At 65.6% G+C, this 16102-nt stretch carries 16 protein-coding genes and 1 pseudogene; 4 read left to right on the top strand and 13 right to left on the bottom strand.

Annotation, left to right across the window (positions count from 1 at the left end; all coding sequences use genetic code 11):
• Nucleotide 1: 1 nt before the first annotated feature.
• Together AC2CGW_RS18610 and AC2CGW_RS18605 are read right to left on the bottom strand one after the other, a co-directional pair.
• Nucleotides 2-1114 (bottom strand): SGNH/GDSL hydrolase family protein, encoded by a 1113-nt coding sequence (locus AC2CGW_RS18610; RefSeq protein ID WP_238343325.1) that lies wholly within the window; start codon nucleotides 1112-1114, stop codon nucleotides 2-4.
• Nucleotides 1101-2504, bottom strand: a complete 1404-nt coding sequence (locus tag AC2CGW_RS18605) for an MBOAT family O-acyltransferase (protein ID WP_484574420.1) — start codon at nucleotides 2502-2504, stop codon at nucleotides 1101-1103. Before AC2CGW_RS18605 ends, AC2CGW_RS18610 begins: the two co-directional genes overlap by 14 nt.
• Nucleotides 2505-2761: 257 nt before the next feature.
• Here AC2CGW_RS18605 and AC2CGW_RS18600 point away from each other — a divergent pair, with 257 nt between their 5' ends.
• From AC2CGW_RS18600 to AC2CGW_RS18585, 4 genes and pseudogenes are all read left to right on the top strand, one after another.
• The gene (locus AC2CGW_RS18600) at nucleotides 2762-3004 is read left to right on the top strand and encodes an exodeoxyribonuclease VII small subunit (RefSeq protein WP_186669195.1); all 243 of its coding nucleotides are present in this window, start codon (nucleotides 2762-2764) and stop codon (nucleotides 3002-3004) included.
• On the top strand, nucleotides 3001-3888 hold the full coding sequence (gene ispA, locus AC2CGW_RS18595; RefSeq protein ID WP_186669194.1) for a (2E,6E)-farnesyl diphosphate synthase: 888 nt from the start codon (nucleotides 3001-3003) through the stop codon (nucleotides 3886-3888). Before AC2CGW_RS18600 ends, ispA begins: the two co-directional genes overlap by 4 nt.
• A gap of 129 nt (nucleotides 3889-4017) precedes the next feature.
• Nucleotides 4018-5913, top strand: a complete 1896-nt coding sequence (gene dxs / locus AC2CGW_RS18590; RefSeq protein WP_484574419.1) for a 1-deoxy-D-xylulose-5-phosphate synthase — start codon at nucleotides 4018-4020, stop codon at nucleotides 5911-5913.
• Between the two features lie 104 nt (nucleotides 5914-6017).
• Nucleotides 6018-7887, top strand: a pseudogene (locus AC2CGW_RS18585) (TonB-dependent receptor domain-containing protein).
• Here AC2CGW_RS18585 and AC2CGW_RS18580 read toward each other — a convergent pair.
• The 11 genes from AC2CGW_RS18580 to ribD form a co-directional block, all read right to left on the bottom strand.
• The gene (locus AC2CGW_RS18580) at nucleotides 7865-8674 is read right to left on the bottom strand and encodes a cobalamin-binding protein (RefSeq protein WP_484574418.1); all 810 of its coding nucleotides are present in this window, start codon (nucleotides 8672-8674) and stop codon (nucleotides 7865-7867) included. The pseudogene AC2CGW_RS18585 and the gene AC2CGW_RS18580 overlap by 23 nt on opposite strands.
• On the bottom strand, nucleotides 8674-9093 hold the full coding sequence (locus tag AC2CGW_RS18575) for an MFS transporter (protein ID WP_484574417.1): 420 nt from the start codon (nucleotides 9091-9093) through the stop codon (nucleotides 8674-8676). The genes AC2CGW_RS18580 and AC2CGW_RS18575 overlap by 1 nt, the downstream gene beginning before the upstream one ends.
• Nucleotides 9090-9707 carry a GTP cyclohydrolase II gene (gene ribA, locus AC2CGW_RS18570; protein WP_186669186.1) on the bottom strand — a complete coding sequence of 206 codons (618 nt, stop codon included), beginning with the start codon at nucleotides 9705-9707 and terminating at the stop codon, nucleotides 9090-9092. Before ribA ends, AC2CGW_RS18575 begins: the two co-directional genes overlap by 4 nt.
• A gap of 131 nt (nucleotides 9708-9838) precedes the next feature.
• Nucleotides 9839-10582 (bottom strand): substrate-binding periplasmic protein, encoded by a 744-nt coding sequence (locus tag AC2CGW_RS18565; RefSeq protein ID WP_484574416.1) that lies wholly within the window; start codon nucleotides 10580-10582, stop codon nucleotides 9839-9841.
• 16 nt (nucleotides 10583-10598) lie between these two features.
• The gene (locus AC2CGW_RS18560) at nucleotides 10599-11102 is read right to left on the bottom strand and encodes a phosphatidylglycerophosphatase A family protein (RefSeq protein ID WP_054893602.1); all 504 of its coding nucleotides are present in this window, start codon (nucleotides 11100-11102) and stop codon (nucleotides 10599-10601) included.
• Nucleotides 11099-12067, bottom strand: coding sequence for a thiamine-phosphate kinase (gene thiL / locus AC2CGW_RS18555; RefSeq protein ID WP_186720299.1), 969 nt, complete (start codon nucleotides 12065-12067; stop codon nucleotides 11099-11101). The genes AC2CGW_RS18560 and thiL overlap by 4 nt, the downstream gene beginning before the upstream one ends.
• 18 nt (nucleotides 12068-12085) lie before the next feature.
• The gene (gene nusB / locus AC2CGW_RS18550; protein WP_186669181.1) at nucleotides 12086-12586 is read right to left on the bottom strand and encodes a transcription antitermination factor NusB; all 501 of its coding nucleotides are present in this window, start codon (nucleotides 12584-12586) and stop codon (nucleotides 12086-12088) included.
• A complete protein-coding gene (gene ribH, locus AC2CGW_RS18545) occupies nucleotides 12583-13059 on the bottom strand; it encodes a 6,7-dimethyl-8-ribityllumazine synthase (protein ID WP_186669179.1) in 477 nt (158 codons plus the stop codon). The genes nusB and ribH overlap by 4 nt, the downstream gene beginning before the upstream one ends.
• A 92-nt stretch (nucleotides 13060-13151) precedes the next feature.
• On the bottom strand, nucleotides 13152-14243 hold the full coding sequence (gene ribBA / locus AC2CGW_RS18540) for a bifunctional 3,4-dihydroxy-2-butanone-4-phosphate synthase/GTP cyclohydrolase II (RefSeq protein ID WP_186669178.1): 1092 nt from the start codon (nucleotides 14241-14243) through the stop codon (nucleotides 13152-13154).
• Nucleotides 14244-14261: 18 nt separating this feature from the next.
• A complete protein-coding gene (locus tag AC2CGW_RS18535) occupies nucleotides 14262-14927 on the bottom strand; it encodes a riboflavin synthase (protein WP_054893597.1) in 666 nt (221 codons plus the stop codon).
• Nucleotides 14928-14969: 42 nt separating this feature from the next.
• Nucleotides 14970-16100: a bifunctional diaminohydroxyphosphoribosylaminopyrimidine deaminase/5-amino-6-(5-phosphoribosylamino)uracil reductase RibD gene (gene ribD, locus AC2CGW_RS18530; protein WP_186669176.1), complete on the bottom strand. Its 1131-nt coding sequence runs from the start codon at nucleotides 16098-16100 to the stop codon at nucleotides 14970-14972.
• Nucleotides 16101-16102 lie beyond the last annotated feature (2 nt).

Genomic DNA, 16102 nt, shown 5'->3' with positions numbered 1-16102 from the left:
CTCAATGTCCTGTTGCAGTCAGGACCGGGAAGCTGATCAGTGACAGTACCTGCGCGGCGATCATCTTCTGGCCCGTGATGGTGAAATGAATGCCGTCGTCGACCCGGACCTTGACCCGCTTGCCCTCCGGCGTCTGCACCGTATACGAGAACTGCTCGTCGGGATAGCCGAGAATCGGGTTGGCCGAGACGTAGTGCTGGCCGAATTGCGCGGTGCGCTCCTGATAAAGGCCGCTGAGGTAGTTCATGGCCGTCGACAGCCGTGACTTCTCCATGTTCGGCGGGCCGACCCAGATCACCTGGACATTGTGCTCGCGGGCCTGCTCGAGGATCGCGTCGATGCGCTCACGGTAGGCCACTTCCCACTCCGGCGACTTGAAGCGCAAGAACGGCTTGCCCTTGCCCTGGGGCATGTCCCACGGGTCGTTAGGGCCGAGGAAGACCACCATCAGGCGGATCTTCGGCGCGCTGGCGAGGGTGTCGGCCACGGTCTTCGGCCAGTTGAAGAAGCCCGGGTAGGCAAGCCCGGTGCTCTGCCGACTGAGGTTGATGGTATGGATCTGGTAGCGCTTGCGCAGGCTGTTGGCCAGGTGCGGGGCGACGCCCTGCATCAGCGAATCGCCCACCAGGAACACTTCATCGCCCGCCGCCAGGGACGCCAGGGTGCCCGGTGCGACCATCTGCGCCACCGGCGGCTTCACGACCACGGGAGCCGCCGCTGGCACCTGCACCGGCGCGACAGGGTGCGCGGCAGTTGCGGCGACATGCACAGGCTTGGCAACAGGGGCCTGCAGATCGACACTCACCACCGGCATCGGCGCCGGCAGTTCGACCACAGGCGGCGCCTGCGCCACCGTGGCTTGCCCGCTCAGGCTGTCGAGGAAGCTGTCACGGCCCTGCTCCAGCGCAGCGGTCAGGCCCGCACCCAGGCGCCAGGCTGGCAATTGCCCCAGCACCGGCAGTTCGCAACTGTCGTGATACTTCTGCTGGCAATACAGGCTGATCGAGTCCTGGTTCAGCCAGAACAGCAGCCCTGTGGCGACCACCAGGGCATACAGCGTGCGCGCCGCGCCCATCTGCACCTGGAACAGCTGGCGGATATCAGAAGCTTGCATAGATGAACCCCGGCACACCCGATTGCGACGCGAAGATCACCAGCGACACGAAGACCGCCAGTGGCAGTGGGTACAGTTGCCAGGGCAGGCGCTGGCTGGCAGAAAAGCCCTGGCGCAGGGTCGCCAGCCACTGTGGATACGTGGCGACGTACAGCACACAGGCCAGCAGCGCTACACCGGTGGCCGAGTCGAGCCCGGCCAGGCTGACCTGGGCGATATCGCCCAGCATCTCCCAGGCGCCATCCAGGGTTGGGCTGCGGAAGAAGATCCAGGCGAAGGCCACGTAGTGGAACGTCAGCAAGCGGGCCAGCAGCCCGCTGCCCGGCAGGCGCGCAAAGCCCGGCCACAACTGCTCGAACAGCTTGTACAGCGCCAGCCCCACTCCATGCAGCGCGCCCCAGAGAATGAAATTCAGGCTCGCGCCGTGCCACAGCCCGGAGATCAGCATGGCCAGCAGCATGTTCAGGTTGCCGCGCCACACCCCTTTGCGATTGCCGCCCAGGGGGATGTAGATGTAGTCACGAATGAAGCGCGACAGGCTGATGTGCCAGCGCCCCCAGAACTCCTTGAGATTGCGCGCGGCATAAGGCGCGTTGAAGTTGTCCGGCAGGCGAAAACCCAGCAGCAGGGCGATGCCGGTGACCAGGTTGGTATAGCCGCTGAAGTTGAAATAGATCAGGAAGCTGTAGCCATAGACGCTGAGCAGCACCTGCTCTGGGGTGAAGCTGCCCGGGGTTTCGAACACCGGATCGACCCACTGGCTGCCCAGCCAGCCGCTGAGCAGGAACAGCTTGACCACCGCCAGCGCAATCAAGCCAAGCGCCCGTTGCGGCTCCAGTACTTCGCGCATGGCCTGCGGGCGGATCTGTGGCAGCAGGTGCGCCGCACGATTGACCGGACCTGCGATCAGGCTGGGGAAGAAGGCCAGGTACAGGGCCAGGTCCAGTGGCGGCGCCGAGGCCATCTCACCGCGGTTGATCGACACCAGGTAGCTGACCGAATGGAAGGCATAGAACGACAGGCCGATCGGCACCAGTAGCTCGAGCACCGGCAGCGACACATCGAGCCCGGCAGCCGCGAATGCGCCCTGCACACTGGCGGCGAAGAACTCCTGGTACTTGAACAGGTAGAAACACCCCAACACCAGCGCCAGCAGCAGCACGCCATTGAACCAGCGCCCGGGCTGGCGCGCAGCCAGCAACCCCAGCAGGTACACCAGCACACTGTAGCCAAGCAGGATGTACAACGATTGCAGGCTGAAACTCGCCACCAGCCCGTAGCTGGCCGCAAGCAGCAACAGGTTCTGCAGGCGCAGGCTCCAGCAAAGGCTCCAGTAGACAATGAAGAAGAGCGTGAAACAGAGGCCGAATTCGATCGAAAGGAAGCTCACAACGTAGTCCGTTACGTGACGTCGAGAAGGGGGGATTGCCGGAGGCCATCAAGATGCCCAGGCCAGAGCGGGCGGGATTATGGCAGAGCCCCAGCGGGGTCACAATCCGACCACGTCTCAAATTGCAATAAGAAAACTCTCGCACAAATGCAACAAAATACTACCAAGGAATACCTTTCCGGGAGGCACCGCAATTTGCTCCCCCCGCCCCGCTCTGCTAGTGTCGCGCCGTTAAAAACGCCACCGAGACAGTCGCCATGGCCCGCAAGAAAACCTCCATCGATTTCGAACAATCCCTCGCCGACCTGCAAGCCCTGGTCGAGCGCCTGGAGACCGGCGAACTGTCGCTGGAAGAGTCGCTGGCAGCGTTCGAGCAGGGCATTGCCCTGACCCGCGACTGCCAGGGCGCACTGGCCCAGGCCGAACAGAAAGTGCAGATCCTCCTGGAGCGAGACGGCGAACTGGCCGCCCAGCCCTTCGATGCGGAACCGGACGCATGATCAGCACCTATCAGGCCCAGTGCCAGGCACGCGTCGACGCGGCCCTCGAACCGCTGTTCGTGGCGCCGTCCAAGGAGCTCGAACGGCTCTACGCGGCGATGCGCTACAGCGTGATGAACGGCGGCAAGCGCGTGCGCCCGCTGCTCGCCTACGCGGCCTGCGAAGCCTTCGGCGTTGCGCCCGAGCAGGCCAACGGCGCGGCCTGCGCAGTGGAGTTGATCCATGCCTACTCACTGGTGCATGACGACCTGCCGGCCATGGACGACGACGACCTGCGCCGCGGCCAGCCGACCACCCACAAGGCGTTCGACGAAGCCTGCGCCATTCTCGCTGGCGACGGCCTGCAGAGCCTGGCCTTCAGCGCCCTGCTCGATACCCGCCTGAGCCCGCAGACCGATGCCATTCGCCTGGCCATGGTCCAGGCCCTGGCCAAGGCCGCTGGCCCCGCCGGCATGGTCGGCGGCCAGGCCATCGACCTCGGTTCGGTCGGCCTGAAGCTCGACCAGAACGCACTGGAATACATGCACCGACACAAGACCGGCGCGTTGATCGAGGCCAGCGTGCGCCTCGGCGCCCTGGCCAGCGGCCGTGCCGAGCCCACCCAGTTGGATGCCTTGCAGACTTATGCACAGGCCATCGGTCTGGCCTTCCAGGTGCAGGACGACATCCTCGACGTCGAAAGCGATACCGCCACCCTGGGCAAGCGCCAGGGCGCCGACATCGCCCGCGACAAACCGACCTACCCGGCGCTGCTCGGCCTGGAGGCCGCCAAGGGCTATGCGATCGAACTGCGCGACCAGGCGCTGGTCGCACTTGAAGGGTTCGGTGAAAGCGCCGAGCCGCTGCGGGCGCTGGCGCGCTATATCGTCGAGCGCCGTCACTAAGGGGCTGCGGCTGGGCTTTTCGCGGGCGAGCCCGCTCCTACAACAGCAGCCGCCACCCGCGCGTGAATGGGCAGCTTTTCCCACAATGGGGTAAACTGCCGCGTCTTCAAACCTATAACGACTCGCCTGATGCCCACGACGTTTCAAGAGATCCCCCGCGAACGCCCGGTCACGCCTCTGCTGGACCGCGCCGACACGCCAGCCGGCCTGCGCCGGCTGGCCGAAGCCGACCTGGAGAGCCTGGCCGACGAACTGCGCCAGGAGCTGCTCTATACCGTGGGTCAGACCGGCGGGCACTTCGGCGCAGGCCTGGGCGTCATCGAGCTGACGATTGCCCTGCACTACGTCTTCGACACCCCGAACGATCGCCTGGTGTGGGACGTAGGCCACCAGGCCTACCCGCACAAGATCCTCACCGGCCGGCGCAACCGCATGCTCAGCCTGCGCCAGAAAGACGGCATCGCCGCCTTCCCGCGCCGTAGCGAAAGCGAATACGACACCTTCGGCGTCGGCCACTCCAGCACCTCGATCAGCGCCGCCCTGGGCATGGCCATCGCCGCCCGTCTGCAGAACGACCCGCGCAAGTCGATCGCGGTGATCGGCGACGGCGCGCTGACCGCCGGCATGGCCTTCGAAGCGTTGAACCACGCCCAGGAAGTCGATGCCGACATGCTGGTGATCCTCAACGACAACGACATGTCGATTTCGCGCAACGTCGGCGGGCTGTCCAACTACCTGGCCAAGATCCTCTCCAGCCGCACCTACGCGAGCATGCGCGAAGGCAGCAAGAAAGTGCTGTCGCGCCTGCCCGGCGCCTGGGAGATCGCCCGCCGCACCGAAGAATATGCCAAGGGCATGCTGGTGCCCGGCACGCTGTTCGAGGAACTGGGCTGGAACTACATCGGCCCGATCGATGGGCATGACCTGCCGACGCTGATCGCCACCCTGCGCAACATGCGCGACCTCAAGGGCCCGCAGTTCCTGCACGTGGTCACCAAGAAAGGCAAGGGTTTCGCCCCCGCCGAAGTCGACCCGATCGGCTACCACGCCATCACCAAGCTCGAGCCCGCCGACAAGCCCGCCGCGCCGAAAAAGCCCAGCGGGCCGAAGTATTCCGCAGTGTTCGGCCAATGGCTGTGCGACATGGCCGCCGCCGACAACCGCCTGGTGGGCATCACCCCGGCGATGAAGGAAGGTTCGGACCTGGTCGCCTTCAGCGAGCGCTTCCCGGAGCGCTATTTCGACGTGGCGATCGCCGAGCAGCACGCCGTCACCTTCGCAGCCGGCATGGCCTGCGAAGGCGCCAAGCCGGTAGTGGCGATCTACTCGACCTTCCTGCAGCGCGCCTATGACCAACTGATCCACGACGTGGCGGTACAGGACCTCGACGTACTGTTCGCCATCGACCGCGCCGGCCTGGTCGGCGAGGACGGCCCGACCCACGCGGGTAGCTTCGACCTCTCGTACCTGCGCTGCATCCCGGGCATGTTGGTGATGACCCCGAGCGACGAGAACGAGCTGCGCAAGATGCTCAGCACCGGGCACCTGTACAAAGGCCCGGCCGCCGTGCGCTACCCGCGTGGCACCGGCCCCAACGCGCCGATCGACGGCGACCTGGAGCCGCTGGAAATCGGCAAGGGCGTGATCCGCCGCCAGGGTTCGAAAGTCGCGCTGCTGGTGTTCGGCGTGCAACTGACCGAAGCGCTGCAGGTGGCCGAGCAGATCGACGCCACGGTGGTCGACATGCGCTTCGTCAAGCCGCTCGACGAGGCGCTTGTACTGGAGATGGCCGGCAACCATGAGCTGCTGGTGACCATCGAGGAAAACGCCATCATGGGCGGCGCCGGCGCTGCGGTTAGCGAGTTCCTGGCGCGTGAGGCGGTGGTCAAGCCACTGCTGCACCTGGGCTTGCCGGATATCTATGTCGAGCATGCCAAGCCTGCGCAGATGCTGGCCGAGTGCGGGCTGGATGCTGCTGGCATCGAGGCCTCGGTGAAAGCCCGCATGGCCAAGCTCGGCCTGTAAGGCCCTTTCGCGGGCAAGCCCGCTCCCACAGGGATTGCACAGTATTCGAGTACTGTAGAAACCCTGTGGGAGCGGGCTCGCCCGCGAATGCTATTGTACTGCCCATGAAAATCCTGACCTTTGCACCGCTGCTCTGCCTCCCCCTGCCCTTGCTGGCCGCCGAACGCGACAACGCCCTGAAGCTCCCCGACGTGCTGATCAGCGCCAACCGCGAAGTCGAATCGCGCACCGCCACCAGCGCCGCCAACACGGTCTTCACCCGCGCCGACATCGACCGTCTGCAACCCTCCAGCGTCACCGACCTGCTGACCCGCGTGCCCGGCGTGCAAGTCGCCGCCACCGGCGGCCGCGGCAGCCTGCCCGGGATTTTCATCCGCGGCACCAAGGCCGCGCAGAGCCTGGTGCTGGTCGATGGCGTGCGCATCGCCAACGCAACCTCCGGCGACAGCGGCCTGCAGTTTCTCGACGTCGATCAGATAGAGCGCGTCGAAGTGCTGCGCGGCTCGCGCTCTGCGGTCTACGGCAGCGACGCCATCGGCGGGGTGATCCAGATCTTCACCCGACGCGCCAGCGGCCCCGGCCTGCAACCGCGGCTGCGCCTGGCGGCCGGCAGCAACCAGACCTTCCAGCGCAGCCTGGGGCTGTCCGGTGGTGATGGCCAGACACGCGTCAACCTTGGCGCCAGCCTCGACGAAACCGCAGGCATCGATTCGACCGGGCCGTCCTTCGCCAGCGATGGCGATCACGACGCCTACCGCAACAAGTCTTTCAACCTGAGCCTGAGCCATACCTTCGGTGAGCGCTTCGAGGCCGGGGTGAACCTGCTCGACAGCCGGGGGCGCAGCGAATACGACAACCCCTTCGGCCGATTCGACCCAGTCAGCTTCGAAAGCTTCGGCCAGAAACCCTACACCGACTTCACCGTCAGCAGCCTGGACACCTATATCGATGCCCAGCTCAGCGACCTCTGGCACTCGCGCGTGGAGATCGGCCACAGCGAGAATCGCGACCGCAAGCGCGACAAGCTCAGCGACGATGGCAGCGTGTTCAACACCTATCGCGACCAGATCACTTGGCAGAACGACCTCGCCCTCGATGCACGGAACAACCTCTCGCTGGGCGCCGACTGGTACCAGGACCGGGTGCACGGCAGCACCGACTTCGCCGAGGACAGCCGTTACAACCGTGCAGCCTTCATCCAGCATCGCTATAGCGGCGAAAGCTTCTCCACCGAACTGGGCATGCGGCGCGACCAGAACCAGCAGTTCGGCGGCCAGACCACCTGGAGCGCCAGCCTGACCCTGCCGTTGAACACCGACAACGACCTGCTGCTGTCATACAGCGAAGGGTTTCGCGCGCCCACCTTCAACGACCTGTACTACCCGCAGTACAGCAACCCTGACCTCGACCCCGAGCGCTCCAGGAGCTATGAGCTGCAATGGCGCAGCCAGTTGAGTGCCAGCAGCCGCCTGAAAACCTCGCTGTACCGCACCGACCTGCGCGATGCGATCATCTTCGGCGAGGGCTCGATCCCACGGAACGTTGCCTCGGCGCGGATCAACGGCATGGAGATGGCGCTTAGCCAGGATTGGGGCCCCTGGCGCAGCCAGCTCGGCCTGGCACTGATCGATCCACGCGACCGTGACACCGGCCATACCCTGGCTCGCCGCGCCCGCCGGACCTTGAGCCTGGACCTGGACCGACAGTTCGAACGCTTCAGTGCGGGGGCGAGCTGGCAAGCGATCAGCAGCAGCTACGACGACGAGGCCAACCGCAACAGGCTCGGCGGTTATGCGCTGCTGGGCCTGCGCGGCAGCTGGGCGGCAAGCGATGCGCTGAAGTTCGAGGTCAAGGTGGATAACCTGCTGGACAAAGGCTACAGCCGCGCTCTACAACTATGACGGCAATGACTATGGCTACCGCGAAGAAGGCCGCACCTGGCTGCTGAGCCTTACCTGGACACCGGCGCTCTAGACGCCAGCAGCGCACAAAGGCGCGCCGTCGCTTCGATCATCTGCCCGCTGGGGCGCTCCAGGCCCTTGTCGGGCACCACCAGCAAGTGCCCGCCGGCAACGGCGCTGAGCTGTGGCCAGGCCTTCCAACTCACCAACTGCGTAGCGTCGCCGGCCAGGATCACATCAGGGTCACGCGCCAGCACCGACTCGACGCTCACCTGCGGCGCAGGCTGCTCGAGGTCGGCAAAGACGTTGCGCGCACCGCAGACCGCCAGTGCGTCACTCACCACCTGACGGCCACCCAAGGTGTACAGCGGCGAGTCCCAGACCTGGTAGAACACCTTGAGCGGCTGCTCGCGGCGATAACGCTCGCGCAGGTCGGCCAGGCGCTCGCGCAACCTGTCAGCGTAGCGCTGCCCCTGCTCGGCACGCCCCAGGCGCACGGCGATGGCCTGGATCTGCTCGATCAGTTGCTCCAGATCGTGGGGCTCGCTGCTGAACGTGGCAATCCCCAGCTGACGCAACTGGTCGCGCTGGGCCGGGGGCACGCTGCCGGGCCAGAGCAGCAGCAGGTCGGGCTTGAGCGCCAGCAGGTGCTCCATGTCCAGTTGCCCGTAGCGCCCGACCGATGGCAGATTTTTCAGACGCTGCGGCCGCTCGCCGCTGTCGAGCACGCCCACCAGCAGATCGTCCGCCTCAAGCTCCAGAACGATCTCGGTCATCGACGGCCCGAGGCTGACTACACGCGGCCCAGCCTCGGCAAATGCACCGATCGACAGCAGCACGGCAACGAAAAAGGCGCGCATCAGCCCAGTTGGCGCGGGATGCGATAGAGGTAGAGCAGCATCACGGTAGACAACGCCAACAACACCTGAGGCACCGCCTCCAGCCCCACCAGCACCGAGAGTGCGGCGATCCAGGCCGGGAAGCAGGCGTAGGTCATGGCCAGGCGACGAACCCGCGCCAGTTCGATCCAGGCAGCGGTTTCTTCGGGGGTGTCGAGTACCTTGGAGGTGCCGATCAGCGCCCGTTTGTAGGCACCGAAGCGCGGCAGGCTGAGAAACAGGGTCGCGGCGCCGGCGATGAACAGCGGCATTGCCAGCACCGGGATCAGTGCCTGACCACCGCCAAAGGCCCAGGCCATGACCGGCAGCGGCACCAGGCCGACCGCCAGGTATTGCCACCAGGCCAGCGCCAGACGCCGCTTCACCTGGCCACGGGTCACGCCTGGGGCGCCTCGCCCTGGTGACGGTTGCCCATCATGTGACCGAGCTTGTCGGCCTTGGTGGCCAGGTACAGGCGGTTGTGCGGGTTGTGGCCGGTGTGCAGCGGCACGCGCTCGGCAACCACAATGCTCATGTCGGTCAGGGCTTTGACCTTGCGTGGGTTGTTGGTCATCAGGCGCAGCGATTTGACGCCGAGGTGCTCGAGCATCGGCAAGCACATGGCGTAGTCACGCTGGTCGGCAGCAAAGCCCAGGCGCTCGTTGGCCTCGACGGTATCGGCACCGCCATCCTGCAGTTCATAGGCGCGAATCTTGTTCAACAAGCCGATGCCTCGACCTTCCTGACGCAGGTACAGCAGCACGCCACGGCCTTCACGGGCGATGGCCTGCAGCGCGGCTTCCAGTTGCGAACCGCAGTCGCAACGCTGGCTGAACAGCGCGTCGCCGGTCAGGCATTCGGAGTGCAGACGCCCGAGCACCGGTTCACCGTCGGCGATATCACCCAGGCTGAGCACCACATGCTCGCGGCCGCTGGCTTCGTCGAGAAAGCCATGCATGGTGAATGTCGCAAAAGGCGTTGGGAGTTTGGAGGCGGCAACAAAGACGACGGGCACGTTGTGCTCCTGATAAGTAGGAAATTTCAATGGGCCAGATTGTATCAGCAGCCCAGCGGGCATGCGCAGGCTGAATCTCGCCGCTTAAGATCGAAAAGTTCGATGCATAGGCCTGCCAGACGCGCGCTCGATCAGTGCGGCTGGCTGTCGGACGCGAACGGGTACGGCTGCTTCCAGTGCTCGAAGATGGCCTTGAGTTCGCCGCTATGCACCAGCTTCGCCATGCGCTGGTCGAACAGGTCGCGCAAGGCCTTGCCTTGATCGCTGCGGGTAAAGGCCAGGTACAGCGGTAGTTCAGCGATGTGGGTGCGGCGGAAGTCCTGCGGCTTGCTGGCCTGATGCAGCACGTAGTCCACTTCCGTTTCGGCATCGATGTAGAAATCCACCCGGTCATGCTCGAGCATCGGCAGGATGCCTTCGCGACGCTGGATCTCGCGGAATTCATGCACATTCGGCAGATATCTGTCGTAGCCATAGCCACGTACCCAGGCTAGGCGATACTGGCCGACGCTGTTCAGTGCCGGGACTGGCTTGCTGGCCAGGCCGAGGGCATAGATATGATCCAGGTCGAAGTGCCAGCGCGGGTAGAGGTTGTCTTCGTTCTCTTCCTTGTACGAACCCACCCAGGCGTCGGCCTCGCCGCGCTTGACCAGCCCGACTGCACGGCTGTAAGGCGCGCTCGTTACCTCGACCTTCACCCCGGCCGGCTCGAACACCTTGCGCAGCACGTCCCAGGCAACGCCAGTGCCGTCGGCGTTGGTGTAGTCGATCCATTCCTCGCTGACCAGTCGCACCTGCTTCGGCAACTCAACGGCCCCGGCACTCCAGGGCAGGAAAACCAGCATCAGCGCCAGCAGCACAGTCCGTATGGCCATCGACCCGCTCCCTGTATCAGGCTACCGCCCAAACCAGCACTTGCATGCCTAGCCAGGCAAAAACGCCAGCCAGGATATCGTCGAGCATGATGCCGACACCGCCGTGCACATGGCGGTCGATCCAGCGGATCGGCCAGGGCTTGAGGATGTCGAAGAAGCGGAACATCAGGAACCCTGCGAGCAGCCACTGCCAACCCTCGGGCACCAGCCACAAGGTGATCCACATGCCGACCATCTCGTCCCAGACGATGCCTTCATGATCGTGCACGCGCAAGTCGTTCGCCACCTTGCCGCACAGCCAGAAGCCGAACAGCATGGTGATCCCCAGCAGCAGCCAGTAGCCCCAGTCCGGCAGCATCTGCCACAGCGGAATGAACGGCAGCGCCACCAGCGAGCCCCAGGTGCCCGGCGCCTTGGGCAGGGTGCCGGAGCCGAAGCCGAACGCGATGAAGTGCCACGGATTGCGCCAGACCGAAGGCGGAACGAACTCCGCAGGCACCTGATTGGGGTGGTCGGTCACGGTGTCTCCCTGAAATGTTGATAGCCCCGTTGCGTCGGGGTGATGTCACGACCCTGGCGATCACGCAGGGTGACGCCCTGCCCGTCCAGGACGCGGCCGATGACATGGACATGGATGAACCCCGGTAGCTGCAATGCCTGGTGTTGCGCGGCCGGGATGGTGAAGGCCAGCACATAGTCGTCGCCGCCGGTGAGCGCCGCGTGCACGGCAGCGTCACGCCCGAGGAAGGCCTCCAGTTCGGTAGATACCGGAACCTGGTGCTGGTTCACTTCGAGGGCGACGCCCGAGGCCCGGGCGATATGACCGCAGTCGGCAAGCAGGCCGTCGGAAACGTCCAGCGCCGCCGTAGCCTGGCCACGCAGCAGCTCGCCCAAGGTGAGCTGCGGCATCGGCGACCAGTACTGCGCAAGCAGCGCCTGGGCCTGTTCGGCCGGGGCCTGGCGCTCGCCCAGCACCAGCGGCAAGGCCCCCGCCGCGCTACCCAGGTTGCCGCCGACACACAGCAGATCACCCGGCCTGGCACCATCGCGGCGCAAGGCCTGCCCGGCCGGAACCCGGCCAAACACGGTCACGGTGATGCTCAGGGGGCCGCGCGTGGTGTCGCCGCCGATCAGGCTCATGCGACAGCGGTGGGCCATGCGCCCCAGGCCTTCGGCGTAGTCTTGCAGCCAATCCGCGCTGACCTCGGGCAAGGTCAGGGCCAGGGTGAAGCCGATGGCGGTCGCGCCCATGGCCGCCAGGTCGCTCGCGGCCACGGCCAACGAGCGCTGGCCGAGCAGCGAGGGGTCGCAGACCGCCGGAAAATGCACACCTGCGACCAGCGTATCGGTGGAGACCGCCAGCTGCTCGCCAGCCGGCAGCTCCAGCAGGGCGCAATCGTCGCCGATCCCCAGGGCCACGCCCTCGCCGCCCTGCGCACAGGGCGCGGCAGCGAAGAAGCGGCGGATCAGCTCGAACTCACCCATGGCTCGTCAGCGCCGGGATCAGCGCTTGTTGGCCTTGACTTCGGCTTCGCGCAGGTTGGGCGCGAGCTTGTCGAGCACACCGTTGACGAACTTGTGGCCGTCGGTGGCACCGAAGACCTTGGCCAGTTCCACACCTTCGTTGATCACCACGCGGTACGGTACGTCGACGCGCTTGATGAACTCCCAGGTGGACAGACGCAGCACGGCCAGCTCGACCGGGTCGAGCTCATCCAGTGCCAGGTCCAGGCAAGGCTTGAGTGCGCTGTCGATTTCGCCCTTGATTGCCGGAACCCCGTGGAGGATTTCGCGGAAGTAGGCACCATCGACATCGGAGAAATCGTTATCGACCCGGAACTGAGCCTCGATCTCGTTCAGCGAATGCTGCGCCATGTGCCACTGGTAGAGCGCTTGCGTGGCGAGCTTGCGGGCTTCGCGACGCTTGGCGCTCTTGGAGGGCTTGCCGGCATCCGCAGGTTTTGGATCGCGCGGGTTGAAACGATCGCTGTCGTCGCTAATCACTTGGCCTCCAACTGCGCCAGCAGGCTGACCATTTCCAGGGCGGACAGGGCAGCTTCGGCACCTTTGTTACCGGCTTTGGTGCCGGAACGCTCGATGGCTTGCTCGATGGAATCAACGGTCAGCACACCGAAGGCGACCGGAACGCCGAACTCCATGGACACCTGGGCCAGGCCCTTGGTGCACTCGCCCGCCACGTATTCGAAGTGCGGGGTACCACCACGGATCACCGCACCCAGGGCGATGATCGCGCTGTAGTCACCTTGCTGGGCGACTTTCTGTGCCACCAGCGGGATCTCGAAAGCGCCCGGGGCACGGATGATGGTGATGTCGCTTTCGCTGACGCCATGGCGTACCAGGGCATCGACGGCACCGCTCACCAGGCTTTCGACGACGAAGCTGTTGAAGCGGCCAACCACCAAAGCATAGCGACCTTTGGGGGCGATGAAGGTACCTTCGATGGTCTTCAGGGTCATTCCGGTATTCTCATATTAAAGAGCGAGGCCGCACCGGGCGGCCTTCGGGAGGGTTCGGACACGAGCGCCAGGACAACGCTGGCGCACCTGTGTCACTCGGAGGGCACGTATTCTACAACTTCCAGATCGAATCCGGATATCGCGTTGAACTTCATCGGCGAGCTCATCAGGCGCATCTTGCGTACACCAAGGTCACGCAGGATCTGCGAACCGGCACCGACGGTGCTGTAGGTGCTCGGCACTTTGGCCTGCACGTCGCCTGCGCTTTCACGGATATGCGCCAGCAGCACGTCGCCGTCCAGCGGGTGGCCCAGCAGCAGCACCACGCCGCTGCCGGCCTCGGCCACGGTGGTCATGGCCGCGCGCAGGCTCCAGCGCCCTGGCTGCTTGACCATCAGCAGGTCGCGCAGCGGGTCCATGTTGTGCACACGCACCAGGGTCGGCTCTTCGGCGCAGATCTTGCCCAGCGTCAGCGCCATGTGCACGTCGCCTTCCACCGAGTCACGGTAGGTGACCAGATTGAACTGGCCCAGCTCGCTTTCGATCGGCTGTTCGGAGACGCGCTGCACGGTGCGCTCATGGATCATGCGGTAGTGGATGAGGTCGGCGATGGTGCCGATCTTGAGATTGTGCTGGGCGGCGAACACTTCCAGCTCGGCGCGACGCGACATGGTGCCGTCGTCGTTCATCACTTCGCAGATGACGCCACTGGGCTCGAAACCGGCCATGCGCGCCAGGTCGCAGGCTGCTTCGGTGTGCCCGGCGCGGGCCAGGGTGCCGCCTGGCTGGGCCATCAGCGGGAAGATGTGGCCCGGGCTGACGATGTCCTCGGCCTTGGCGTCCTTCGCGGCGGCAGCCTGCACGGTGCGGGCGCGGTCGGCGGCGGAGATGCCGGTGGTGACACCCTCGGCGGCCTCGATCGACACGGTGAACTTGGTGCCGAAGCCGGAGCCGTTGCGCGGCGCCATCAGCGGCAGCTTGAGCGTCTCGCAGCGCTCACGGGTCATAGGCATGCAGATCAGTCCACGGGCGTGCTTGGCCATGAAGTTGATGTGCTCGGGCAGGCAGCACTCGGCTGCCATGATGATGTCGCCTTCGTTTTCGCGGTCTTCGTCATCCATGAGGATGACCATTTTGCCCTGGCGGATGTCTTCGACCAGTTCTTCGATGCTGTTGAGCGCCACGCGGCACCCCCTTCTCAATCAGGATTTCAAGAAGCCGTTGGCGGCCAGGAAGCTTTCGGTGATGCCACTGCCTTTGCTCGGCTCAGCGGCCTTGTCGCCCAGCAGCAGACGCTCCAGGTAACGGGCCAGCAGGTCGACCTCAAGGTTCACCCGACGACCTGCACGGTAATCGGCCATGATGGTTTCGGACAGGGTGTGCGGGACGATGGTCAGCTCGAACTCGGCGCCATCGACCTCATTGACCGTCAGGCTGGTGCCATCGACGGTGATCGAGCCCTTGTGGGCGATGTACTTGGCCAGCTCTTTCGGGGCGCGTACGCGGAACTGGATGGCGCGGGCGTTATCGCTGCGCGAGACGATTTCGCCGACACCGTCGACGTGACCGCTGACCAGGTGGCCGCCCAGGCGGGTGGTCGGGGTCAGGGCCTTTTCCAGGTTGACCCGGCTGCCGCTCTTGAGCTCGACCATGGCGGTGCGCTTGAGGGTCTCGACGCTGACGTCCGCCCAGAAGCCATCGCCTGGCAGCTCCACGGCGGTCAGGCACACGCCGTTGACCGCGATACTGTCGCCGAGCTTGACGTCGCCCAGGTCGAGCTTGCCGGTCTCGACGTAGACGCGCACGTCACCACCCTTGGGGGTCATGCTGCGGATGGTGCCGATGGATTCGATGATGCCGGTGAACATGATGTTCTCCTCAGGTACGGGCTGCGCGAAGCAAGCCCGGCATTATACGCCGGGCGCGGGCAAGGGGATGGCTGTGACTCGCCAGTCATCGCCCACGGCGCGCATTTCGATGATTTTCAGCCGCGGCGCCTCGCTCATGTGCTCCAGCGGCCAGTCCAGCAGCGGGCGGGCCTGGGAGCCGAGGAAGGTGCCGGCGACGAACAACTGGTACTCGTCGATCAGGCCGTGGCGAGCGAAGGCGCCGACCAGCCCGGCGCCCGCTTCGAGCAGGACCTCGCTGGCACCGCGCTCGGCCAGCAGGCGCAGCAGCGCCGGCAAGTCGACCTGGCCATCGCTGCCGGGCAGCACCAGCAACTCATGGCCGGCGGCGGCGTAGCGCGGGTCGTGCGCGGCGGCGGTGACCACCAGCGCCGGACCGGCCTGGAAGAACGGGGCGTCCAGCGGCAGGCGCAGACGGCCATCGACCAGCACCCGCAGCGGCGGGCGCGACACGGCCAGTGCGGTCATTTCCTCGTCCAGGCCAAGCTCGGCGGCGCGCACGGTCATCCGCGCGTTGTCGGCCAGCACGCTCTGGGCACTGGTCAGCACCACGCTGGAGCGGGCGCGCAGACGCTGTACCGCAGCACGCGCCGCGGGGCCGGTAATCCACTGGCTCTCGCCATTGGCCATGGCGGTACGCCCGTCCAGGCTCATCGCAAGCTTGGCCCGAACGAATGGCAGGCCATGCTCCATGCGCTTGAGAAAGCCCGGGTTGAGTGCGCGAGCTTCGGCCTCGAGCACACCACTGGCAACCTCGATACCGGCTTCGGCCAGCCGCCCCAGGCCGCGCCCGGCCACTTGCGGGTTCGGGTCCTGCATCGCCGCCACCACCCGCGCCACACCTGCCTTGACCAGCGCTTCGGCACACGGTGGCGTGCGGCCATGGTGGCTGCACGGCTCGAGGGTGACGTAGGCGCAGGCGCCGCGCGCGCGCTCACCCGCTTGGCGCAGGGCATGCACTTCGGCATGCGGCTCGCCGGCACGCACGTGCCATCCCTCACCGACCACTTCGCCGTCGCGAACGATCACGCAACCCACGCGCGGGTTGGGGTGGGTGGTGTACAGGCCCTTGCGGGCCAGCTCCAGGGCACGGGCCATGTAATGGGCGTCAAGCAACGCGGTCTGGCTGGACATGC

This window comes from Pseudomonas sp. SYWMCR5 (assembly GCF_057197165.1).
The sequence above is the reverse complement of the archived record's forward strand: the minus strand, read 5'-3'. Positions and strand labels throughout refer to the sequence as shown.

What these genes read in the sequence shown, in the direction of transcription:
- AC2CGW_RS18610 (WP_238343325.1), bottom strand. Translation starts at nt 1,114, where the DNA reads ATGCAAGCTTCTGATATCCGCCAGCTGTTCCAGGTGCAGATGGGCGCG.
- AC2CGW_RS18600 (WP_186669195.1), top strand. Translation starts at nt 2,762, where the DNA reads ATGGCCCGCAAGAAAACCTCCATCGATTTCGAACAATCCCTCGCCGAC.
- ispA (WP_186669194.1), top strand. Translation starts at nt 3,001, where the DNA reads ATGATCAGCACCTATCAGGCCCAGTGCCAGGCACGCGTCGACGCGGCC.
- dxs (WP_484574419.1), top strand. Translation starts at nt 4,018, where the DNA reads ATGCCCACGACGTTTCAAGAGATCCCCCGCGAACGCCCGGTCACGCCT.
- AC2CGW_RS18580 (WP_484574418.1), bottom strand. Translation starts at nt 8,674, where the DNA reads ATGCGCGCCTTTTTCGTTGCCGTGCTGCTGTCGATCGGTGCATTTGCC.
- AC2CGW_RS18565 (WP_484574416.1), bottom strand. Translation starts at nt 10,582, where the DNA reads ATGGCCATACGGACTGTGCTGCTGGCGCTGATGCTGGTTTTCCTGCCC.
- thiL (WP_186720299.1), bottom strand. Translation starts at nt 12,067, where the DNA reads ATGGGTGAGTTCGAGCTGATCCGCCGCTTCTTCGCTGCCGCGCCCTGT.
- ribH (WP_186669179.1), bottom strand. Translation starts at nt 13,059, where the DNA reads ATGACCCTGAAGACCATCGAAGGTACCTTCATCGCCCCCAAAGGTCGC.
- AC2CGW_RS18535 (WP_054893597.1), bottom strand. Translation starts at nt 14,927, where the DNA reads ATGTTCACCGGCATCATCGAATCCATCGGCACCATCCGCAGCATGACC.
- ribD (WP_186669176.1), bottom strand. Translation starts at nt 16,100, where the DNA reads ATGTCCAGCCAGACCGCGTTGCTTGACGCCCATTACATGGCCCGTGCC.